This window comes from Meiothermus sp. (genome assembly GCF_026004115.1).
Lineage (GTDB): Bacteria > Deinococcota > Deinococci > Deinococcales > Thermaceae > Meiothermus.
On record NZ_BPIM01000001.1, the window covers coordinates 1,817,960 to 1,836,430 of the forward strand.

The 18,471-nt window shown below is 59.0% G+C and carries 30 protein-coding genes and 1 pseudogene; all 31 read left to right on the top strand.

Annotation, left to right across the window (positions count from 1 at the left end; genetic code table 11):
- The first annotated feature begins 1 nt into the window (after position 1).
- The 31 genes and pseudogenes from rpsG to rpsK all read left to right on the top strand — a co-directional run bounded on the left by rpsG (position 2) and on the right by rpsK (position 18,391).
- Positions 2-472, top strand: a complete 471-nt coding sequence (gene rpsG, locus Q0X23_RS08745) for a 30S ribosomal protein S7 (protein ID WP_297859947.1) — start codon at positions 2-4, stop codon at positions 470-472.
- A 2-nt stretch (positions 473-474) separates the two neighbouring features.
- Positions 475-2,568 (top strand): elongation factor G, encoded by a 2,094-nt coding sequence (gene fusA / locus Q0X23_RS08750; RefSeq protein WP_119342417.1) that lies wholly within the window; start codon positions 475-477, stop codon positions 2,566-2,568.
- A 59-nt stretch (positions 2,569-2,627) separates the two neighbouring features.
- The gene (gene tuf, locus Q0X23_RS08755) at positions 2,628-3,845 is read left to right on the top strand and encodes an elongation factor Tu (protein WP_297859948.1); all 1,218 of its coding nucleotides are present in this window, start codon (positions 2,628-2,630) and stop codon (positions 3,843-3,845) included.
- Between the two features lie 12 nt (positions 3,846-3,857).
- Positions 3,858-4,172: a 30S ribosomal protein S10 gene (gene rpsJ, locus Q0X23_RS08760; protein WP_119340854.1), complete on the top strand. Its 315-nt coding sequence runs from the start codon at positions 3,858-3,860 to the stop codon at positions 4,170-4,172.
- Positions 4,172-4,816, top strand: a complete 645-nt coding sequence (gene rplC / locus Q0X23_RS08765) for a 50S ribosomal protein L3 (protein ID WP_119340853.1) — start codon at positions 4,172-4,174, stop codon at positions 4,814-4,816. Before rpsJ ends, rplC begins: the two co-directional genes overlap by 1 nt.
- Complete coding sequence (rplD, locus tag Q0X23_RS08770) at positions 4,816-5,436, top strand: 50S ribosomal protein L4 (protein ID WP_297859949.1); 621 nt, start codon at positions 4,816-4,818, stop codon at positions 5,434-5,436. Before rplC ends, rplD begins: the two co-directional genes overlap by 1 nt.
- Entirely contained in the window at positions 5,436-5,726 is a 291-nt protein-coding gene (locus tag Q0X23_RS08775; protein WP_297859950.1) for a 50S ribosomal protein L23, read from the top strand. The genes rplD and Q0X23_RS08775 overlap by 1 nt, the downstream gene beginning before the upstream one ends.
- 219 nt (positions 5,727-5,945) lie before the next feature.
- Positions 5,946-6,773, top strand: coding sequence for a 50S ribosomal protein L2 (rplB, locus tag Q0X23_RS08780; protein WP_297859951.1), 828 nt, complete (start codon positions 5,946-5,948; stop codon positions 6,771-6,773).
- A 46-nt stretch (positions 6,774-6,819) separates the two neighbouring features.
- Entirely contained in the window at positions 6,820-7,101 is a 282-nt protein-coding gene (gene rpsS, locus Q0X23_RS08785; RefSeq protein WP_297859952.1) for a 30S ribosomal protein S19, read from the top strand.
- A 115-nt stretch (positions 7,102-7,216) separates the two neighbouring features.
- Positions 7,217-7,609: a 50S ribosomal protein L22 gene (gene rplV, locus Q0X23_RS08790; protein WP_297861197.1), complete on the top strand. Its 393-nt coding sequence runs from the start codon at positions 7,217-7,219 to the stop codon at positions 7,607-7,609.
- Positions 7,602-8,363: a 30S ribosomal protein S3 gene (gene rpsC, locus Q0X23_RS08795; RefSeq protein ID WP_119340847.1), complete on the top strand. Its 762-nt coding sequence runs from the start codon at positions 7,602-7,604 to the stop codon at positions 8,361-8,363. The genes rplV and rpsC overlap by 8 nt, the downstream gene beginning before the upstream one ends.
- A 3-nt stretch (positions 8,364-8,366) precedes the next feature.
- Positions 8,367-8,792 (top strand): 50S ribosomal protein L16, encoded by a 426-nt coding sequence (rplP, locus tag Q0X23_RS08800; RefSeq protein WP_119340846.1) that lies wholly within the window; start codon positions 8,367-8,369, stop codon positions 8,790-8,792.
- Positions 8,770-8,964 (top strand): annotated as a pseudogene (rpmC, locus tag Q0X23_RS08805) (50S ribosomal protein L29); the annotation flags it as partial. The gene rplP and the pseudogene rpmC, both read left to right, overlap by 23 nt.
- A gap of 123 nt (positions 8,965-9,087) precedes the next feature.
- Positions 9,088-9,381, top strand: coding sequence for a 30S ribosomal protein S17 (rpsQ, locus tag Q0X23_RS08810; protein ID WP_119340845.1), 294 nt, complete (start codon positions 9,088-9,090; stop codon positions 9,379-9,381).
- The gene (gene rplN, locus Q0X23_RS08815) at positions 9,378-9,746 is read left to right on the top strand and encodes a 50S ribosomal protein L14 (protein ID WP_119340844.1); all 369 of its coding nucleotides are present in this window, start codon (positions 9,378-9,380) and stop codon (positions 9,744-9,746) included. The genes rpsQ and rplN overlap by 4 nt, the downstream gene beginning before the upstream one ends.
- 219 nt (positions 9,747-9,965) lie before the next feature.
- Positions 9,966-10,301 (top strand): 50S ribosomal protein L24, encoded by a 336-nt coding sequence (rplX, locus tag Q0X23_RS08820; RefSeq protein WP_119340856.1) that lies wholly within the window; start codon positions 9,966-9,968, stop codon positions 10,299-10,301.
- An 11-nt stretch (positions 10,302-10,312) separates the two neighbouring features.
- Complete coding sequence (gene rplE, locus Q0X23_RS08825; RefSeq protein WP_297859953.1) at positions 10,313-10,861, top strand: 50S ribosomal protein L5; 549 nt, start codon at positions 10,313-10,315, stop codon at positions 10,859-10,861.
- 43 nt (positions 10,862-10,904) lie between these two features.
- Entirely contained in the window at positions 10,905-11,174 is a 270-nt protein-coding gene (gene rpsN / locus Q0X23_RS08830; protein ID WP_119340842.1) for a 30S ribosomal protein S14, read from the top strand.
- 163 nt (positions 11,175-11,337) lie between these two features.
- Positions 11,338-11,733, top strand: coding sequence for a 30S ribosomal protein S8 (gene rpsH, locus Q0X23_RS08835; protein ID WP_119340841.1), 396 nt, complete (start codon positions 11,338-11,340; stop codon positions 11,731-11,733).
- Positions 11,734-11,841: 108 nt separating this feature from the next.
- Positions 11,842-12,381, top strand: coding sequence for a 50S ribosomal protein L6 (rplF, locus tag Q0X23_RS08840; RefSeq protein ID WP_297859954.1), 540 nt, complete (start codon positions 11,842-11,844; stop codon positions 12,379-12,381).
- Between the two features lie 54 nt (positions 12,382-12,435).
- A complete protein-coding gene (rplR, locus tag Q0X23_RS08845) occupies positions 12,436-12,774 on the top strand; it encodes a 50S ribosomal protein L18 (protein WP_119340839.1) in 339 nt (112 codons plus the stop codon).
- A 59-nt stretch (positions 12,775-12,833) separates the two neighbouring features.
- Positions 12,834-13,322 (top strand): 30S ribosomal protein S5, encoded by a 489-nt coding sequence (gene rpsE, locus Q0X23_RS08850; RefSeq protein ID WP_297859955.1) that lies wholly within the window; start codon positions 12,834-12,836, stop codon positions 13,320-13,322.
- Positions 13,322-13,498, top strand: coding sequence for a 50S ribosomal protein L30 (gene rpmD, locus Q0X23_RS08855; RefSeq protein ID WP_297859956.1), 177 nt, complete (start codon positions 13,322-13,324; stop codon positions 13,496-13,498). Before rpsE ends, rpmD begins: the two co-directional genes overlap by 1 nt.
- Entirely contained in the window at positions 13,495-13,956 is a 462-nt protein-coding gene (rplO, locus tag Q0X23_RS08860; RefSeq protein WP_119340836.1) for a 50S ribosomal protein L15, read from the top strand. Before rpmD ends, rplO begins: the two co-directional genes overlap by 4 nt.
- 1 nt (position 13,957) lies before the next feature.
- Positions 13,958-15,280, top strand: coding sequence for a preprotein translocase subunit SecY (gene secY / locus Q0X23_RS08865; RefSeq protein WP_297859957.1), 1,323 nt, complete (start codon positions 13,958-13,960; stop codon positions 15,278-15,280).
- A 348-nt stretch (positions 15,281-15,628) separates the two neighbouring features.
- Positions 15,629-16,201: an adenylate kinase gene (locus Q0X23_RS08870; protein WP_119340834.1), complete on the top strand. Its 573-nt coding sequence runs from the start codon at positions 15,629-15,631 to the stop codon at positions 16,199-16,201.
- A gap of 26 nt (positions 16,202-16,227) precedes the next feature.
- Positions 16,228-17,019, top strand: a complete 792-nt coding sequence (map, locus tag Q0X23_RS08875) for a type I methionyl aminopeptidase (RefSeq protein WP_297859958.1) — start codon at positions 16,228-16,230, stop codon at positions 17,017-17,019.
- 26 nt (positions 17,020-17,045) lie between these two features.
- On the top strand, positions 17,046-17,264 hold the full coding sequence (gene infA, locus Q0X23_RS08880; protein ID WP_027882090.1) for a translation initiation factor IF-1: 219 nt from the start codon (positions 17,046-17,048) through the stop codon (positions 17,262-17,264).
- 43 nt (positions 17,265-17,307) lie between these two features.
- The gene (gene rpmJ, locus Q0X23_RS08885; protein WP_013014843.1) at positions 17,308-17,421 is read left to right on the top strand and encodes a 50S ribosomal protein L36; all 114 of its coding nucleotides are present in this window, start codon (positions 17,308-17,310) and stop codon (positions 17,419-17,421) included.
- A gap of 27 nt (positions 17,422-17,448) precedes the next feature.
- Positions 17,449-17,829 (top strand): 30S ribosomal protein S13, encoded by a 381-nt coding sequence (rpsM, locus tag Q0X23_RS08890; RefSeq protein ID WP_027876089.1) that lies wholly within the window; start codon positions 17,449-17,451, stop codon positions 17,827-17,829.
- 160 nt (positions 17,830-17,989) lie between these two features.
- Positions 17,990-18,391 carry a 30S ribosomal protein S11 gene (gene rpsK, locus Q0X23_RS08895; protein WP_297859959.1) on the top strand — a complete coding sequence of 134 codons (402 nt, stop codon included), beginning with the start codon at positions 17,990-17,992 and terminating at the stop codon, positions 18,389-18,391.
- The last annotated feature ends 80 nt before the right edge of the window (positions 18,392-18,471 follow it).

An 18,471-nucleotide genomic window follows, 5' to 3' on the forward strand; every position in this document is an offset into this window, starting at 1 on the left:
TATGTCGCGGAGAAGACAAGCTGAAATTCGCCAGCTCGAGCCCGACCACCTCTACGGCGATGTGGTGGTGTCGGCGCTCATCAACCGCATGATGCGCGATGGCAAGAAGAACCTGGCAGCCCGAATTTTCAAGGATGCCTGCGAAATTATCCAGGAGAAAAGCGGCCAGGAGCCCCTCAAGGTCTTCAAGGCTGCCCTGGATAACGTGCGGCCCCGGGTCGAGGTGCGCAGCCGCCGGGTAGGTGGGGCCAACTACCAGGTTCCGGTCGAGGTATCGCCTCGCCGCCAGCAAACCCTGGCAATTCGCTGGATTGTTAATGCCTTCAACAGCCGGGGCGAGCGCGAGGCCCATCAGCGCCTGGCTGCCGAGCTGCTCGAAGCTGCCGAGGGCAAGGGTGGGGCGGTCAAGAAGAAGGAAGACGTCGAGCGTATGGCCGAAGCCAACCGAGCCTACGCCCACTACCGGTGGTAAATATGTCCGTCAAGACTGGTTTTGACCTAAAACTTTTCCGCAACATTGGGATTGCGGCCCACATCGACGCAGGTAAAACCACCACTACCGAGCGCATCCTCTACTACACCGGTCGCATCCACAAAATCGGTGAGGTGCACGAAGGTGCGGCCACCATGGACTGGATGGAGCAGGAGCGCGAGCGGGGCATTACCATCACCGCAGCCGTCACCACTGCCAACTGGAAACACAGCGGTACAGGGGTGGAGCACCGCATCAACATCATCGATACCCCCGGCCACGTGGACTTCACCATCGAGGTGGAGCGCTCCATGCGCGTGCTGGATGGCGCGGTGGCGGTCTTTGATGCCTCGCAGGGGGTGGAGCCCCAGTCTGAAACCGTCTGGCGTCAGGCCGACAAATACCGGGTGCCCCGCATCGCCTTTGCCAACAAGATGGACAAGACCGGGGCCGATATCTGGCTGGTGATTAACACCATGAAGGAACGCCTGGGTGCCAAGCCGGTGCTGATGCAACTGCCCATCGGCCGCGAAGATACCTTCAAAGGCATCATCGATGTGCTGCGCCAGAAGGCCTACCTGTACGGCAACGACCTCGGCACCGATATCAAAGAGGTCGAAATCCCCGAGGATATGAAGGCGCAGGCGGCCGAATACTTCGAGAAGCTCGTCGAAGCGGCGGCCGACTACGACGAGAACATCATGATGAAGTTCCTCGAGGGGGAAAAGCCTACCGAGGAAGAGCTTATCCGGGCTATTCGCAAGGGCACCATCGCCATCGAGATTTTCCCGGTTTTCCTGGGCTCGGCCCTGAAGAACAAAGGCGTGCAGTTGCTGCTTGATGGGGTCGTAGACTTCCTGCCTTCCCCGCTGGACATTCCCCCCATCAAGGGCAAGACCGAAAGCGGGGAGGAGGTCGAGCGCCCCGCCGATCCCAACGCCCCATTGGCCGCGCTGGCCTTCAAAATCATGGCCGACCCCTATGTGGGCCGCCTGACCTTCATCCGGGTCTACTCGGGTACCCTCAAGTCGGGTTCCTACGTGCAGAACACCACCAAGGGCAAGAAGGAGCGGGTAGCTCGCCTCCTCCAGATGCACGCCAACCACCGTGAAGAGGTGGAGGAATTGAAGGCGGGCGAGCTGGGTGCGGTGGTGGGTCTCAAAGAGACCATTACCGGCGATTCGCTGGTGGGCGATGGCGATGAGCCGATTATCCTCGAGTCCATCGAGATCCCCGAGCCGGTTATTGACCTGGCCATTGAACCCAAGACCAAGGCTGACCAGGACAAGCTGGGCGTGGCCCTGTCGCGCCTGGGTGAGGAAGACCCCACCTTCCGGGTTTCCACCGACCCTGAAACCGGCCAGACCATCATCTCCGGCATGGGCGAGCTGCACCTGGAGATCATCGTGGATCGCCTCAAGCGGGAGTTCAAAGTAGATGCCAACGTGGGCAAGCCCCAGGTGGCCTACCGCGAGACCATCACCCGCCCGGTGGATGTCGAAGGCAAGTTTGTACGCCAGTCCGGTGGGCGTGGCCAGTATGGTCACGTCAAGATCAAGGCCGAACCCCTGGGCCGTGGCTCGGGCTTTGAGTTCATCAACGCCATCGTGGGTGGGGTGGTACCCCGCGAATATATCCCGGCCGTGCAGAAGGGGATTGAAGAGGCCATGCAGTCTGGCCCCCTTACGGGCTTCCCCATCGTGGACTTGAAGGTCACCCTCTACGACGGTAGCTACCACGAGGTGGACTCCTCTGAAATGGCCTTCAAGATCGCCGGTTCTATGGCCATCAAGGAGGCCATCGAGAAGGGTGGTGCGGCCATCCTCGAGCCCATCATGCGCGTCGAGGTGATCACCCCTGAAGAATTCTTGGGCTCGATCATCGGCGACCTTAACAGCCGCCGGGGGCAGATCCAGGGCATGGAAGAGCGCGGCAATGCTCGACTGGTGCGGGCCTATGTTCCCCTGGCCGAGATGTTTGGCTATGCCAACGATATGCGCTCGATGAGCCAGGGCCGGGCTCAGTTCTCGATGTTCTTCGATCACTACGAGCAGGTTCCCCAGAACATTGCTCAGAAGCTGATTAAGGGTCAGTGAGGTCGAAGGCCGGTAACCTTGTAAACCCAACTACTGAGATCATAAGGAGATAACCAGATATGGCGAAAGGCGTATTTGAGCGCACCAAACCCCACGTAAACGTGGGAACTATCGGACACGTAGACCACGGGAAGACCACCTTGACGGCGGCGATTACCTTTGTAGCGGCGGCGGCCAACCCCAACGTGGAGGTGCAGGCCTACGATCAGATCGACAAGGCGCCCGAAGAGAAGGCCCGCGGGATTACCATCAATACTGCCCACGTGGAGTACGAGACCCAGGCCCGGCACTACTCCCACGTGGACTGCCCCGGCCACGCCGACTATGTGAAGAACATGATCACCGGGGCGGCCCAGATGGACGGGGCCATTCTGGTGGTGAGCGGTACCGATGGCCCCATGCCCCAGACCCGCGAGCACATTCTGCTTTCGCGCCAGGTGGGGGTGCCCTACATCATCGTCTTCCTGAATAAGGTGGACATGGTGGATGACCCCGAACTGCTGGATCTGGTGGAGATGGAGATCCGCGACCTGCTGAACCAGTACGAGTTCCCCGGGGACGATACCCCCATCATCCGGGGCTCGGGGCTCAAGGCGCTGGAGCACATGATGGCCAACCCCAAGACCCAGCGGGGGGAGAACGAGTGGGTGGATAAGATCTGGGAACTGCTGGACGCCATTGACTCCTACATCCCCACCCCCCAGCGCGATGTGGACAAGCCCTTCCTGATGCCGGTGGAGGATGTGTTCACCATCACCGGACGCGGTACCGTGGCCACGGGCCGGGTGGAGCGCGGCAAGATCAAGACCGGGGAGGAAGTGGAGATCGTGGGTCTGCGCGAGACCCAGAAGACGGTGGTGACCGGGGTGGAGATGCACCGCAAGACCCTCAACGAAGGCATTGCTGGCGATAACGTGGGCCTGTTGTTGCGCGGGGTGGGACGGGAAGACATCGAGCGGGGGCAGGTGCTGGCCAAGCCGGGCAGCGTGACCCCGCACACCAAGTTCGAGGCCTCGGTGTACATCCTGAAGAAGGAAGAGGGGGGCCGGCACACCGGATTCTTCACCAACTACCGTCCGCAGTTCTACTTCCGTACCACCGATGTGACCGGGGTGGTGGAGCTGCCCGCCGGGGTGGAGATGGTGATGCCGGGGGACAACATCACCTTCACGGTGGAGCTGATCAAGCCCATCGCCATGGAAGAAGGTCTGCGCTTCGCCATCCGCGAAGGCGGTCGCACCGTGGGCGCTGGTGTGGTGGCGAAGATTATCGAGTAAGGGAGGCCCTGAATGCCAAAGATTCGTATCAAACTTCGGGGCTTTGACCACAAGAGCTTGGATGCTTCGGCTGCCAAGATTGTGGAAACGGCCCGCCGTAGCGGTGCACAGGTAGCGGGCCCGGTGCCCCTGCCCACCCGCATCCGCCGCTTTACCGTGTTGCGGGGCCCCTTCAAACACAAGGACAGCCGCGAGCATTTCGAGCTGCGTACCCATAACCGCTTGGTAGACATCACCGATCCCACCCCCAAGACCATCGAGGGGTTGCGTAACCTCGACCTGCCCACTGGGGTCGAGATCGAGCTCAAGATGGTAGGAGGCCGCTAATGAAGGGCATCCTTGGAACCAAAGTGGGCATGACCCAGGTCTGGAAGGGCGATAAAGCTGTGCCCGTGACAGTGATTCTGGCGGGCCCCTGCCCCGTAGTGCAGCGCAAAACCGTCGATAAGGATGGCTACGAGGCGGTTCAGCTGGGTTTCCAGAGTCAGAAGGCCCAGCGGGTCAACAAACCAGCCAAGGGGCATTTTGCCAGGGCGGGGGTTGAGCCGGTGAAGTTTCTGCGGGAGCTGCGGGGCTTCAATCCCGACGGTGATACCGTTACGGTGAGCATCTTCAACCCGGGGGAAGTGGTGGATGTGACCGGCACCTCTAAAGGCCACGGCTTTACCGGCGTAATGAAGAAGTGGAACTTTGCGGGGGGTAACGACTCGCACGGCGCCCACAAGATTCACCGCCACGGCGGCTCGATTGGTAACCGCAAGACGCCAGGCCGGGTTTTCAAGGGTAAGAAGATGGCCGGGCGCTGGGGTAACGAAAAAGTGACCATCCAGGGCCTCGAGGTCGTGGACGTGCTCGAGGGCGAGAACCTGATTCTGGTTAAGGGCTCGGTTCCGGGGGCCAACGGTAGTCTGGTGGTGGTGCGCCAGACCAGCAAAGTACCCGCCCTCAAGGCCGGAAAGGGAGGTAAGTGATGTATAACCTTCCGGTGCTCGGAAGCAACAAAACCGTGGAGGCAACGCTTCCTGAAAAGGTGAACAGCCACGTGCTCTACGAGGTGGTGCGCTGGCAACTGGCCTCGCGTCGCCGGGGTACCGCTGCTACCAAGACCCGTGGCATGGTGAACTTCACCACCAAAAAGATGTACGGCCAAAAGCACACCGGGCGGGCCCGCCACGGCGACTATGGTGCGCCCATCTTCGTGGGGGGTGGTACGGTTTTCGGCCCGCAACCCCGCGACTACAGCTACACCCTGCCCAAAAAAGTACGCAAGCTGGGGCTCTCGATGGCCCTAGCCGACCGCGCCAGGGAAGGCAAGCTCTTCCTGGCCGAAGACTTCAAGGGCGTGAACGGCAAAACCAAGGAGTTTGTGGCCTGGCTCAAAGCCCACAACCTCGAGGGCCACACCATCCTGCTGGTCACCAGCGACGAAAAGGTAGCTCGCGCAGCCCGCAATCTGCCCAGGGTACGGGTGCTGGCGCCCGAGGGACTCAACGTCTACGACATCATGCGCCAGGAAGCTCTGGTGATGGAGGCGAGTGCCTGGGAAGGCGTGCAGGCTCGAGTAAGCCGCAGCGAAAGGGGTGAAGCCTGATGAAAACGCCCCACGACATAATCATTCAACCCGTCTTGTCCGAAAAAGCCTATGGCCGCTTTGCTGAGGGGATTTATACCTTCTGGGTACACCCCAAAGCCAACAAGACCGAGATTGCCAATGCTGTAGAGGCCGCTTTTAAGGTTAAGGTAGTGCGGGTCAATACCCAGAACACCCTGGGCAAGGATAAGCGCTTGGGCCGTTTTAGCGGCAAGCGCCCTGACCGCAAGAAGGCCATCGTGACGGTGGCCGCTGGACAGAAGATCGAAGCCCTGGAAGGACTGATCTGATCGGTGGGTTCCGATCTTTTGGGGGCTTTGAGAAGGAGGTAGCGGGTAGAGGGTCAGGCGGCAAGAAAGGCTTTTCCTGTACCACTACCTACCACCCCGGATGCCTCGAGACCGAGCCAAACCTGTCTACCTCACAAACAGGGGCGGATGAAGGGGCAAAAAAATCCACTTGGCATCAGGGCGACTCGGTTAGTCCGTATCAAGTGAGAGGAAGAGAAAATGGCAGTAAAGAAGTTCAGACCCTACACACCATCGCGCCGCTTCATGACGGTAGCGGACTTCTCCGATCTGACCAAAAAGCGTCCGGAGAAGAGCCTCACCGCCCCAATGAAAAAAACCGGGGGGCGCAACAACCAGGGCCGCACCACCAGCCGGTTTATTTCCGGGGGGCACAAGCAGCTCTACCGTATCATCGACTTCCGCCGCCGCGATAAGGTGGGTATCCCTGCACGGGTAGCGGCCATCGAGTACGACCCCAACCGCACTGCCCGCATCGCCCTCCTGTTCTACCGCGATGGCGAGAAGCGCTACATCCTGGCACCCGACTCCCTGCGCGTGGACAGCACCGTCGTCAGCGGGCCTGAAGCCGCCATTGCGGTAGGGAACGCCTTGCCGCTGCGCTTTATCCCGGTAGGTACGGTGATCCATGCGGTGGAGCTCGAGCCTGGCAAAGGGGCCAAGATGGCCCGTAGCGCGGGTACCAGCGTGCAGGTACAGGGCCGCGAAGGCGATTACGTGATCCTGCGGCTGCCCTCGGGCGAGCTGCGCAAGGTACACGGGGAGTGCTTTGCTACTATTGGGGTGGTTTCCAACAGCGATCACAAAAACATCGTGATAGGTAAGGCAGGTCGCAACCGCCACAAGGGCCGCAAAGGCCACGTGCGCGGTACGGTCATGAACCCGGTGGACCACCCGCACGGTGGTGGGGAAGGCCGGGCACCGCGGGGTCGCCCGCCAGTTTCGCCCTGGGGCCAGCAAGCTAAAGGTCTCAAGACCCGCAAGAAGAAGAAGCCCTCGAGCGCGCTTATCGTGTCTCGTCGTAAATAGGAACTTTTTCGTGCCGCCCACACTCGGCGGCACAGGTGAGGAAACTATGCCACGCAGTTTGAAAAAAGGAATTTTCGTGGAAGGCCACCTGCTGGAAAAAGTCGAGGCGATGAACGCCAAAGGCGAGAAGCGGGTGATCAAGACCTGGAGCCGTCGGAGCACCATCGTGCCCGAGATGATTGGCCACACCCTGGCGGTCTACAACGGCAAACAGCACGTACCGGTCTATGTGACCGAACAGATGGTCGGGCACAAGCTGGGCGAATTCTCGCCCACCCGCACCTACAGGGGTCATAGCCGTGAGGCCAAGACCGCTACCAAGAAATAAGGGGTGAGTCATGGAAGCCAAACGTCGTTTGAGAAAGAGTGACCGCAAGGACATTCACAATGACCTCCGTGATGTTCATCACCCCGGCTCGGCAGGTCTAAAGCGCTATGCCAGGATGTCACTACGCCAGAAAAGCGAGGCCCTCGAGGCCGAGACGGCCCATACCTATGCCCTGGCCACTGCCCGGCACGTCCGTATGTCGCCACAAAAGGTGCGTCTGGTGGTAGACCTGATTCGCGGCAAGAAGCTGGAAGAAGCCCGCGCCATCCTCAAATACACCCCGCACCGCGCTTCGGAGATTGTGGCCAAAGTGCTCGAGTCGGCAGCCGCCAACGGCATGAACGATGACCGCAAGAACATGATCGAAGACCAGATCTTTGTCAAGGCGGCCTATGTGGACGAGGGCCCCGCCATCAAGCGGATGCTGCCCCGTGCCCGGGGGAGCGCCAACATGATCAAGAAGCGTACCAGCCACATCACCATCATCGTGGGGGAGAAAAATGGGTAACAAAATCAATCCCGTAGGCTTGCGCCTGGGTATCACCCGCGAGTTTGAGTCGCGCTGGTACGCAGGTAAGAAGACATATGCCAAGATCATTCAAGATGACCGCCTGATCCGCCACACCATCGAGAAAGAGCTGCGTCCTGCGGGCCTGGCACGTATAGATATCGAACGTGCGGCTGACAACATTGCCATTACCGTTTATGCGGCCAAGCCCGGCGTGGTGATTGGTCGGGGCGGCGAAACCATCAAGCGCTTGCGCGAAACCTTGCAAAACAAGTTTCCCGGCAAAACCGTCGCTCTGAACGTGCAGGAAGTGGGCAACCCCAATCTATCGGCACCCCTGGTCGCCCAGCGCGTGGCCGAACAGATCGAACGCCGCTTTGCTGTGCGCCGCAGCATAAAGCAAGCCGTGCAGCGGGTGCGCGAATCCGGGGCGCAGGGGGCCAAAATTGTGGTCTCGGGCCGTATTGGCGGCGCCGAACAGGCTCGTGTGGAGTGGGCTGCCGAGGGCCGGGTGCCTCTGCATACCTTGCGGGCCAATATCGACTATGGCACGGCCCGTGCCGAGACCACCTACGGTTCGCTCGGCGTCAAGGCCTATGTCTTCATGGGCGAAGTGATTGGCGGCAAGAAGGTTGTGCCGGGTGCCGCGCCCACGGCGCGTCCCGCAGCTCCCAAGCGTGACCGCGAGGACAGCAAGCCCCGTCGCCGCTCGGCGGTGCGTAAGGCTGGTGCTGGTGCCAAGGAAGGTGAGTAAAGCATGTTGATGCCCAAACGCATGAAATACCGCAAGGCCCACCGGGGCCGGATGCGGGGTACCGCCAAAGGGGGCGACTATGTGGCCTTTGGTGAGTGGGGCCTGGTAGCCATGGAGCCTACCTGGGTTACCAGCCAGCAAATCGAAGCAGCCCGTGTAGCGATGGTGCGCCACTTCCGCCGCGGGGGTAAGATTTTTATCCGTATCTTCCCGGACAAACCCTTTACCAAAAAGCCCCTGGAAGTCCGGATGGGTAAAGGAAAGGGGAACGTGGAAGGGTACGTGGCCGTGGTGAAGCCGGGTCGGGTGATGTTTGAAGTGTCCGGCGTGACTGAAGAGCAGGCCCGTGAAGCCCTTCGTCTGGCCGGACACAAACTGCCCATGCAAACGAAGGTGGTGAGACGCGATGCCTACGACGAAGCCCAGTGAGCTGCGCAAACTGCCGGTGTCGGAGTTGCAAAAGCGAATCCAGGACACCAAGAAAGAGTTGATGGAGCTCCGCTTTCAGTCCAGCATCGGGCAACTGGATAAAAACCATCGGGTAGCTGAAGCCAAGCGCGAGATTGCCCGCATGATGACCGTGCTGGGTGAGAAGACCAGGGGGGTTGAGGGGGCGAGCGAGGTTGAAGCCAAGCCCACCCAGGCCGGGAAGAAAATGGCTGCCAAGGCCAAAGCCTCCGCGCAAAAGCCCCGCGCCAAGAAAGCTTAAAACAAGGAGTCTACAATGCCCAAAAAAGTTCTAACCGGCGTGGTGGTAAGCGATAAGGCGCAGAAGACCGTCACGGTTCTGGTCGAGCGCCAGATGCAACATCCGCTGTACGGCAAGGTTATCAAGCAATCCAAAAAGTACCTTGCCCACGACGAGAACGACCAGTACAAACTCGGCGATATCGTTGAGATCAGGGAAGCTACCCCGATATCGAAAAACAAGAAATTTGTGGTGGTGGGGCGTCTCGAGGAAGGCCGTATGGACTTGGTCGAGCGCTACCTGCTGCGTAAGGAGCGTGGTAAAGCGTGATTCAGCAAGAAACCGTGCTGGAAGTCGCCGACAATACCGGCGCACGCAAAATTGCCTGTATCCGGGTGATGGGCGGCCACTACCGCAAGTACGCTGGTGTGGGCGACGTGATCGTGGCTTCGGTGAAGGAAGCCATCCCCAGGGGCATGGTCAAGGAAGGGGATGTGGTCAAGGCGGTGGTGGTGCGGACGGCCAAGGAAATCCGTCGTCAAGACGGTTCTTCCATTCGTTTCGACACCAATGCTGCGGTCATCATCAACCCCCAGAACGAGCCCCGTGGAACCCGTGTGTTTGGCCCGGTGGCCCGCGAACTGCGCGAACGCGGGTTCATGAAGATCGTTTCGCTGGCCCCTGAGGTGCTCTGACCCATAGACAGGGTGGCGGGTTCTTGCCGTAGGCAAGTTGTTTCCGATACACGGGAGGCTTCCAGAGTCTCCTGTCCCGCGCCCAGCTTGTCTGGGTCAAAACCGACCCCCGACCCCGACAAGCCTCGAGTGAAGGATGCTTTTCAGGGCGATTTCTGGTAGACTGACCATTTGGTGTCAAGGACTTGGCTGTCTTGGCCCTGGAGCAAAATCGGAGGAATAATGTCCAAGGTACACGTCAAAAAAGGGGACACTGTAGTGGTTCTTTCCGGTAAGGAAGGACTGCGCGGTGAAACCGGCAAAGTCAAGGCCGTCATGCCCAAGGAGGGTATGGTGGTGGTGGAGGGGTTGAACCTGATCAAGCGTGCGGTACGCCCCAACCCCCGCAACCCCCAGGGGGGCTTTATCGAGAGCGAAGCACCAATCCATGCTTCGAAGGTCATGCCGATTTGCCCGAGCTGTGAGAAGCCGACACGTATCCGCAAGAAGGTGCTACCCGACGGTACCAAGGCACGTGTCTGCGCCAAGTGTGATGGCGTGCTGGATACCAAATAAGGGGGTTGTGAATGCCTTTAGAAGTTGCCCTCAAGAAACGCTACGTCGAAGAGATTCGACCCGAATTGATGAAGCGCTTTGGCTACGACAACATCATGGCGGTGCCCCGCCTGGTCAAGGTTGTGGTTAACCAAGGGTTGGGTGAGGCCAAGGAAGATAGCCGGATTCTGGAAAAGGCGGGCAAAGAACTGGCCGTCATCACAGGTCAGCAGCCGGCCATCACCCGCGCGAAAAAATCTATTTCCAACTTCAAGCTGCGCCAGGGCATGCCCATCGGCCTGCGGGTCACCCTGCGGGGTGATCGGATGTGGATTTTTGTCGAGAAGCTGGTTAATATTGCCCTGCCCCGTATCCGCGATTTCCGTGGGGTTAACCCGGGCGCCTTTGATGGTCGTGGCAACTACAACCTGGGCCTGCGCGAGCAAGCCATCTTCCCCGAAATCACCTTTGATATGGTGGATACGGTGCGTGGGATGGATATTGCGGTGGTCACCACGGCCAAGAACGATGAGGAAGCCAGGGCCCTGCTGGAACTCCTGGGGTTTCCGTTCCGGAAGTAAGTTTGAGCCCTTTTGCTACCTGCTTTAGAAAGGAGGTGAAACCATGGCCAAGAAATCCCAAGTCGAGAAGATGAAGCGCAAGCAGAAAACCATCGCCAAGTATGCGGCCAAGCGGGCGGCCCTCAAAGCCGCGGGTGATTACGCTGCTCTGGCCGAGCTGCCCCGCGATGCCAGCCCGACCCGCCACAAGAACCGCTGTGCGGTGACAGGCCGTTCCAAGGCTTTCATGCGCTACTTCGGTCTCTCGCGTCTTCAGTTCCGCGAAATGGCCCACAAGGGTCAGTTGCCGGGTGTCAAGAAAGCCAGCTGGTAAAGGTTGCTTTGTAGGTCGGTAAGCTTTTACCGATACCGCAAGGTCAATCCTAAGGGTGCCCTCTGTGGATGTTCTGAACTGGCTGGTTGGCCAACTTGGCCAAGACCGGGTTCCGCAAACCTCCAGACCAAACAGAGCTGCCCAAGAAGAAGGAGATTTCGCAATGCTCAGTGATCCAATTGCCGATATGCTGACCCGGATTCGCAACGGAGTCCAGGTGTACAAGGAGAGCGTGGATGTGCCTGCTTCCAAGTTCAAGCAGCAGATCGCCAGCATCCTTGTCAAGGAAGGTTTCCTCAAAGGGGTGGAGCCGGTAGAAGTTGACGGCAAGCCCTACCTCCGCCTGACCCTCAAATACGGCCCCCGCCGTGAACAAGTGATCCAGCACATCCAGCGGGTGAGCCGCCCGGGCCGCCGGGTTTACGTAACTGCCGAGAATGTACCCAGCGTGCGTCGTGGCCTGGGGTTGGCGATTGTCTCGACTTCCAAAGGTCTGTTGCCCGACCGCGAAGCCCGTAAGCTGGGCGTGGGCGGCGAAGTGATTTGCGAGGTGTGGTAATCCCACCCCAATTTGAGCTGTCCCCGAGAGCAGCGTTATGGCCCCTGTTGCTCTGCCCAAAGCAGTAATCACGCTCAAATCGGGGGCCCCATCAAGGAGAAAGACAACATGTCTCGAATTGGAAAACAACCCATTACCTTGCCCAAAGGCGTGACCGTAGAAGTGGCTACCGGGCTTGTCAAGGTCAAGGGTTCCAAGGGCGAACTGACCGTGCAGGTTCATGCTGACCTGACCGTAAAGAACGAAAACGGTGTCATCACCGTGAGCCGTCCCTCAGATAGCCGTACACACCGGAGCCTTCATGGTCTGACCCGCACCCTTATTGCCAATGCCATCCAGGGTGTTTCGGCAGGCTACGTGAAGGAAATGCTCATTAGTGGTACAGGTTATCGTGCGGCCATGCAAGGCAAGAACCTCGAGCTCACCGTGGGGCACAGCCACAAGGATATCGTCACCCCGCCAGCCGGCATCACCTTCGAGGTGCCTGAACCCACCAAAATCCGAGTCGTGGGTATTGATAAGCAACTGGTGGGACAGGTGGCCGCGAATGTGCGGGCGGTTCGTCCCCCCGACGCTTACCACGCCAAGGGTATTCGTTACGCCGATGAGGTAATCAAGACCAAGCCTGGCAAGACTGCAGGTAAATAGATTGATCCCGCTATCCATCTAGGGTGGGAGCGGGTGTCAGAGGAAGGAGAATCTGTGGCTCGTTTGTCCACTGAAGACCGCCGTAAGTTCCGGGTTCGCAACGCTGTTAAATCCTCGGGCCGCCTGCGCCTCAGCGTGCACCGCAGCTTGCAGCACATCTACGCCCAAATCATTGACGACAGCAAAGGGGTGACCCTGGCCGCCGTCTCGAGCAAATCCCTCAAGCTTTCGGGTAACAAAACCGAGGTTGCTAAGAAAGTGGGTGCTGCCATCGCTGAGGCAGCCAAGGCCAAGGGTATTGCCCAGGTGGTCTTTGACCGGGGCGCCTTCAAGTATCACGGGCGCGTCAAGGCGCTGGCCGATGCTGCACGTGAAGGGGGACTGGAGTTCTAGCTGACAACCTGTAGCTAAGCGGCTATTTGTTATCAGCGTTAGCCTCCAAAGGAGCTGACATGCCTGAAACCGATTTTGAAGAAAAGATGATCTTTGTGCGCCGTACCTCCAAAACCTACCAGGGGGGGCGCCGCTTCCGTTTTGGGGCTTTGGTAGCGGTCGGAGACCGGCAAGGCCGGGTAGGTCTGGGCCTGGGCAAGGCTAAGGAAGTCCCGATGGCGGTGCAAAAAGCCAACAACTACGCCAAGCGCGAGATGGTCGAGGTGCCCTTGCAAAACGGCACCATTCCCCACGAAATCAGTGTGACCTGGGGTTCTTCCACCATCTTGCTGCGCCCTGCGGCGCCCGGCACCGGGGTAATTGCAGGCCAGGTGCCCCGAGCCATCCTCGAGCTGGCCGGCATTACCGACATCCTGACCAAGGAACTGGGTTCCCGTAACTCGGTCAATATCGCCTATGCCACCATGGAAGCCCTGCGCCAACTCCAGACCTGGGACGATGTCAAGCGCCTGCGCAAGGCACCTGGCAAGCCCGAGGAGGTGGCCTGATGGCTACCGTCAAGGTTCGGCTGATCAAGAGCCCCATCGGCTACCCCAAAGACCAGAAAGCCGCCCTCAAGGTACTGGGTCTGACCAAGATGAACCGCGTGCGTGAGATACAGGATAACCCCGCCATGCGCGGTCAAATTCGCAAGGTTTCCCACCTGGTGGAGGTAGTGGAATGAAACTCTCCGATATTCGTCCCAACCAGGGGGCCAACAAACGCCCCAAGCGCGTGGGCCGGGGCCCTGGCTCGGGCAAGGGTAAAACTGCTGGGCGCGGCCACAAGGGCCAGAAATCCCGTTCGGGCGGCCTCAAAAACTCGGCCCGCTTCGAAGGTGGTCGCTCCACACTGCTGATGCGCCTGCCCAAGCGTGGCATGAAAAGCAACTCCCACGGCGAACTCAAGCGGGTAGAGTACCAGGTGGTCAACCTGGGCGCCATCGCCAAGCACTTTGCTTCCGGCGAAGTAAGCCCCGAAGCCCTGGTCAAGGCGGGCCTGGTGCGTCCGGGCTATCCCGTCAAGGTGCTTGCTCAGGGAGATGCTAGCAGCGTCAAGGTGCATGCCCACAAGTTCTCGCAAGCTGCTGTAGAAAAACTCAAGGCTGTAGGCGGCGAAGCGGTTGTGCTCGAGGGGGCCTAAGATGCTCGCGGCCTTCCGCTCCGCGCTTGTTATTCCCGAGCTGCGTAAACGCATACTGTTTACGCTCCTGGTGCTGGCGCTGTATCGGCTGGGTACTTTTATCCCCACCCCTGGGGTGGACATCAGCAAGATCCGCGACTTCCTGGGCACCCAGGCAGGTAGCGCGCTGGGTCTCATCAACCTGTTTTCCGGTGGCAACTTCGAGCAGTTCTCGATTTTTGCCCTGGGCATCATGCCCTACATCACCGCCGCCATCATCATGCAGCTTCTGGTCACGGTAATTCCGGCCCTGGAAAAGCTGCAAAAAGAAGGGGAAGAAGGCCGTCGCATCATTACCCAGTACACCCGCTATGCCGGTATTGTCCTGGGGGCGGTACAGGGTTTGTTCCTGGCCACGGCCTTTTTGGGTTCTAACAATGGCGCTTTCCTGCTGCCCGGCTGGGAACCTGGCTTCTTCTTTTACTTTGTGGTGGTGATTACCCAGGTGGCCGGTATTGCCCTGTTGCTCTGGATGGCCGAGCGGATCACCGAGTATGGTATTGGCAATGGCACCAGTATGGTGATCTTCGCGGGCATCGTGGCTTCCTGGCTGCCGCAACTGGGCCGAACCTTTGGCCTGGTTCGTACCGGCGAGGTCAACCTGATTGCCCTTTTGATCTTCCTGGCCTTTATCGTGCTGGCCTTTGGTGCAATGGCGGCAGTGCAACAAGCCGAGCGGCGTATTCCGGTGCAATACGCCCGCAAGCAGGTAGGCCGCAAGATGTTTGGTGGGCAAGCCACGTACATCCCCATTAAACTCAACGCAGCGGGGGTCATCCCCATTATCTTTGCAGCGGCCCTGCTCCAACTCCCACTCTTTATCACCGGGGTGTTCCCCGAGTCGCCGGTAGCCCAGGGGGTCGCCAACTTTTTCACCCCCTCCCGTTTCCCCGGCTTGCTGATAGAGGTACTCCTGATTGTGGGGTTCACCTACGTCTATACCGCTGTGCAGTTCGACCCGCGCCGAATTTCGGAGAACCTACGCGAATATGGTGGTTTCATTCCCGGTATCCGTCCTGGTGACCCCACCGTGAAGTTCCTGGAACACATTGTTTCCCGCCTGACTTTGTGGGGGGCTATCTTCCTGGGCATTGTGGCGGCCCTGCCCACCATCATGCAAAACGTGACGGGCGTCACCACCCTGGCTTTCCACTTCTCGGGCATCAGTCTGTTGATTGTGGTGGGGGTTGCGCTCGATACCTTGCGCCAAATTGAGGCCCAGTTGCAGATGCGAAACTACGAGGGTTTTTTGTCCAAGGGTCGCCTGCGGGGCCGTACTCGCTAGGGTGGGTAATTTCAGACGTCGCGGGTCCTAAAATGCCGATGGACAAGGGTCTAGGGTTATAGATGCTGCAGATTTCTGCAATCAGCTATTGATACCAGATTCGGTTAGTTCGGCGCCGGATGGCGGCGAACTAACAGGGCCGAAGTTATCCGCGTAGCGGAGGGCGATACCGCCCCTTGGAAGGGAGTGCTCTAGGATTCAAAAAGATAGCCTCTGAAGGTCTTTGGTTTGGATGATTATCTTTTTGAATCCGGTATGATTTGTAGATCGTCGGCCCTACCGGACGGAGTGTGGGATCTACGCAGGCAATAAGAAGAGTGGGAACGCGATAAGGAGACGGTTAAAGATATGGCAGAGGCTGTCATCTTCCTAGGCCCCCCCGGTGCGGGCAAGGGTACCCAGGCCAAGCGTCTGGCCTCCGAGATGGGGTTCAAACAGCTTTCGACAGGCGACATCTTGCGCAGCCACGTGGCCCGTGGCACCGAGCTGGGCAAGCTGGCCAAGCCCATCATGGATGCCGGGAAACTGGTTCCGGACGAGATCATTCTGGGGCTTATTGGAGCAGAACTAGCCGCCATGCCCGATCCCAAGGTCATCTTTGATGGTTTTCCCCGCACCCTGGCCCAGGCGGAAGCCCTGGATCGGCTTTTGCAAGAGCAACATATTCGCTTGCTGGGGGTTTTGCTGGTAACGGCCCCCGAAGATGAACTGGTGCGGCGCTTGCTGGGCCGGGCGCTGGAAGAAGGCCGCTCAGACGATAACGAGGAGACCATCCGGGCCCGCATGACCGAGTATCGCCAGAAAACCCAGCCCTTGGTGGATTACTATAAAAAGACCGGTAGCCTTAAGGAAATCAATGGACTGGGCAAGGTGGATGAGGTCTACCAGGCGATCCAGGAGGCTTTAGGTGTCCGGGCCTAGAGACTGCGGCCTTTGATCCCAAATTTATGGCTATCCACATCAAATCGCCCTGGGAAATCGAGAAGATGACCAAAACCGGTCAGCTTCATACCGCCATTTTTGCCGAAGTGGAGCCCTATATTCGGCCTGGGATGAGTACCCTCGAGCTCGACCAGATGATCCTGCGGGCCATTCAACGGGTGGGAGGAAAGGCACCCCAGATCGGCTACCGGGCGGGTGGGCAGGTGCCTTATCCCAGCGCAACCTGCATGTCTATCGACGATGTGGTGGTACACGGCTTTCCCTCCAAGCGCCCTTTGCGCGAAGGGGAGCTTTTGAAGATCGACTTCCTTTTCACCCACGATGGCTATACCACCGATATGGCGCGCACCTATGCCGTGGGCAAGGTTTCGCCCGAAGCTCAGAAGCTGATGCAGGTGACCGAGGAAGCCTTCTGGTTGGGATTGGAGCTTCTACAGCCTGGCAAGCGCATTGGCGATGTGGCGGCAGCCGTACAGGATTTTGTAGAGAAGCAGCATGGTCTGTGGTGCATCCGTGAGATGGTGGGACATGGGGTGGGGCGTGAGCTGCACGAAGACCCCCAGGTGCCCAACTACGGTGAACCCGGCAAAGGCCCCAAGTTGCGCCCCGGCATGACCCTAGCCTTCGAGCCGATGGTTGCTTTGTACCCTGCCAAGATGGTAATATTGGCGGATGGTTGGACGGCCACGGTTGGCAAAGGCAACCTGGCGGCCCACTACGAAAACACGGTGCTGATTACCGAGTCTGGCCCTCGCCTCTTGACGGGGAGCCAGAAATCTGTGCCGATCGGACGATAGCCAGGATTTGCGCTAGGAGGAAGTGCTTGGCCAAAGAAAAAGACACAATTCGAGCCGAAGGGGTTATCACCGAAGCGTTGCCCAACACCACCTTCCGGGTTCAACTCGACAACGGCCCCGAGATCCTCTGCTACATTTCGGGCAAGATGCGCATGAACTACATCCGCATTCTGCCCGGAGACCGGGTGGTGGTCGAGATTACCCCCTACGATCCCAGTCGGGGCAGGATTGTTTACAGAAGGTAATCGTTTGAGCCGGAGCGTTTTGTGCGCTTCCCAAGGAGAAACCATGAAAGTGCGTACCTCAGTGAAGAAAATGTGCGATAAATGCAAGGTCATTAAGCGCCACGGTCGCGTGTACGTGATCTGCGAAGACCCGACCCACAAGCAGCGTCAAGGCTGATTGGTAATCTAGAAAGGAGGTGAAGAGATGGCTCGTATTTCTGGTGTGGAAATCCCCCGCAACAAGCGTGTGGACATTGCCCTGACCTACGTGTATGGAGTGGGCCCGGCCCGTGCGAAAGAGGCACTTGCTGCTACCAACGTCAACCCGGCCACCCGGGTCAAAGACCTGACCGAGGCCGAGGTAGCCAGGCTGCGCGAGTTTGTGGAGAACACCTACAAACTCGAGGGTGAGCTGCGCGCCGAGGTTGCAAGCAATATCAAGCGCCTGATGGATATCGGTTGCTACCGGGGATTGCGTCACCGCCGTGGATTGCCTGTGCGGGGACAGCGTACCCGTACCAACGCCCGCACCCGCAAAGGTCCCCGCAAGACCGTGGCCGGTAAGAAAAAGGCACCCCGCAAATAAAATGGGGTTTTGGCTAGTGGGTCAAACACTTTTTGCGCTGCCCACCGCCCTCTGATAAAGCTGGAACGTAGATGCTGCAATAGTGCATCGTGTACACGCCAGTTGAGACTCCTGATAGAGCTTCACCCCCATTTTTGTGTGGAGCAAACGCGAGGAGAGTATGGCTGAGAAAAAAGCTGCCACCAGTCGTAAGAAAAAAGTTAAGCGTCAGGTTAGCATGGGAAAGGCGTTTATTCACGCCTCCTACAACAACACCATCGTGACCATTACCGATACCAACGGTCACCCGATCACCTGGTCGTCGGGTGGGGTGATCGGCTACAAAGGCAGCCGCAAGGGTACGCCCTACGCCGCGCAGTTGGCGGCAATGGACGCGGCCAAGAAAGCCCAAGGCTTTGGGATGAGCAGCGTGGAAGTGGTGGTACGGGGCACGGGGGCGGGCCGCGAGCAAGCCATCCGGGCTTTGCAGGCCAGTGGGCTCCAGGTGCGCTCGATTGTGGACGATACCCCCTTGCCGCACAACGGCTGCCGTCCCCGCAAGAAGTTCCGCAAGACGATTTGAAGGTTGGTTGCTGGGGTGAAACTTTGGTTCCCTGCTTCGCCCCGCATACCCTGGGAACCCGGTCGGAAAAGCAGTATGAA

What these genes read in the sequence shown, in the direction of transcription:
- rpmJ (WP_013014843.1), top strand. Translation starts at nt 17,308, where the DNA reads ATGAAAGTGCGTACCTCAGTGAAGAAAATGTGCGATAAATGCAAGGTC.
- rplO (WP_119340836.1), top strand. Translation starts at nt 13,495, where the DNA reads ATGAAACTCTCCGATATTCGTCCCAACCAGGGGGCCAACAAACGCCCC.
- rpsC (WP_119340847.1), top strand. Translation starts at nt 7,602, where the DNA reads ATGGGTAACAAAATCAATCCCGTAGGCTTGCGCCTGGGTATCACCCGC.
- secY (WP_297859957.1), top strand. Translation starts at nt 13,958, where the DNA reads ATGCTCGCGGCCTTCCGCTCCGCGCTTGTTATTCCCGAGCTGCGTAAA.
- rpsM (WP_027876089.1), top strand. Translation starts at nt 17,449, where the DNA reads ATGGCTCGTATTTCTGGTGTGGAAATCCCCCGCAACAAGCGTGTGGAC.
- rplD (WP_297859949.1), top strand. Translation starts at nt 4,816, where the DNA reads ATGTATAACCTTCCGGTGCTCGGAAGCAACAAAACCGTGGAGGCAACG.
- rplV (WP_297861197.1), top strand. Translation starts at nt 7,217, where the DNA reads ATGTCACTACGCCAGAAAAGCGAGGCCCTCGAGGCCGAGACGGCCCAT.
- rpsN (WP_119340842.1), top strand. Translation starts at nt 10,905, where the DNA reads ATGGCCAAGAAATCCCAAGTCGAGAAGATGAAGCGCAAGCAGAAAACC.
- rplB (WP_297859951.1), top strand. Translation starts at nt 5,946, where the DNA reads ATGGCAGTAAAGAAGTTCAGACCCTACACACCATCGCGCCGCTTCATG.
- rpsE (WP_297859955.1), top strand. Translation starts at nt 12,834, where the DNA reads ATGCCTGAAACCGATTTTGAAGAAAAGATGATCTTTGTGCGCCGTACC.
- map (WP_297859958.1), top strand. Translation starts at nt 16,228, where the DNA reads ATGGCTATCCACATCAAATCGCCCTGGGAAATCGAGAAGATGACCAAA.
- rpsJ (WP_119340854.1), top strand. Translation starts at nt 3,858, where the DNA reads ATGCCAAAGATTCGTATCAAACTTCGGGGCTTTGACCACAAGAGCTTG.
- Q0X23_RS08870 (WP_119340834.1), top strand. Translation starts at nt 15,629, where the DNA reads ATGGCAGAGGCTGTCATCTTCCTAGGCCCCCCCGGTGCGGGCAAGGGT.
- rplP (WP_119340846.1), top strand. Translation starts at nt 8,367, where the DNA reads ATGTTGATGCCCAAACGCATGAAATACCGCAAGGCCCACCGGGGCCGG.
- Q0X23_RS08775 (WP_297859950.1), top strand. Translation starts at nt 5,436, where the DNA reads ATGAAAACGCCCCACGACATAATCATTCAACCCGTCTTGTCCGAAAAA.
- rpsG (WP_297859947.1), top strand. Translation starts at nt 2, where the DNA reads ATGTCGCGGAGAAGACAAGCTGAAATTCGCCAGCTCGAGCCCGACCAC.
- rpmD (WP_297859956.1), top strand. Translation starts at nt 13,322, where the DNA reads ATGGCTACCGTCAAGGTTCGGCTGATCAAGAGCCCCATCGGCTACCCC.
- rplF (WP_297859954.1), top strand. Translation starts at nt 11,842, where the DNA reads ATGTCTCGAATTGGAAAACAACCCATTACCTTGCCCAAAGGCGTGACC.
- rpsQ (WP_119340845.1), top strand. Translation starts at nt 9,088, where the DNA reads ATGCCCAAAAAAGTTCTAACCGGCGTGGTGGTAAGCGATAAGGCGCAG.
- tuf (WP_297859948.1), top strand. Translation starts at nt 2,628, where the DNA reads ATGGCGAAAGGCGTATTTGAGCGCACCAAACCCCACGTAAACGTGGGA.
- rpsK (WP_297859959.1), top strand. Translation starts at nt 17,990, where the DNA reads ATGGCTGAGAAAAAAGCTGCCACCAGTCGTAAGAAAAAAGTTAAGCGT.
- rpsS (WP_297859952.1), top strand. Translation starts at nt 6,820, where the DNA reads ATGCCACGCAGTTTGAAAAAAGGAATTTTCGTGGAAGGCCACCTGCTG.
- rplC (WP_119340853.1), top strand. Translation starts at nt 4,172, where the DNA reads ATGAAGGGCATCCTTGGAACCAAAGTGGGCATGACCCAGGTCTGGAAG.
- fusA (WP_119342417.1), top strand. Translation starts at nt 475, where the DNA reads ATGTCCGTCAAGACTGGTTTTGACCTAAAACTTTTCCGCAACATTGGG.
- rplE (WP_297859953.1), top strand. Translation starts at nt 10,313, where the DNA reads ATGCCTTTAGAAGTTGCCCTCAAGAAACGCTACGTCGAAGAGATTCGA.
- rpsH (WP_119340841.1), top strand. Translation starts at nt 11,338, where the DNA reads ATGCTCAGTGATCCAATTGCCGATATGCTGACCCGGATTCGCAACGGA.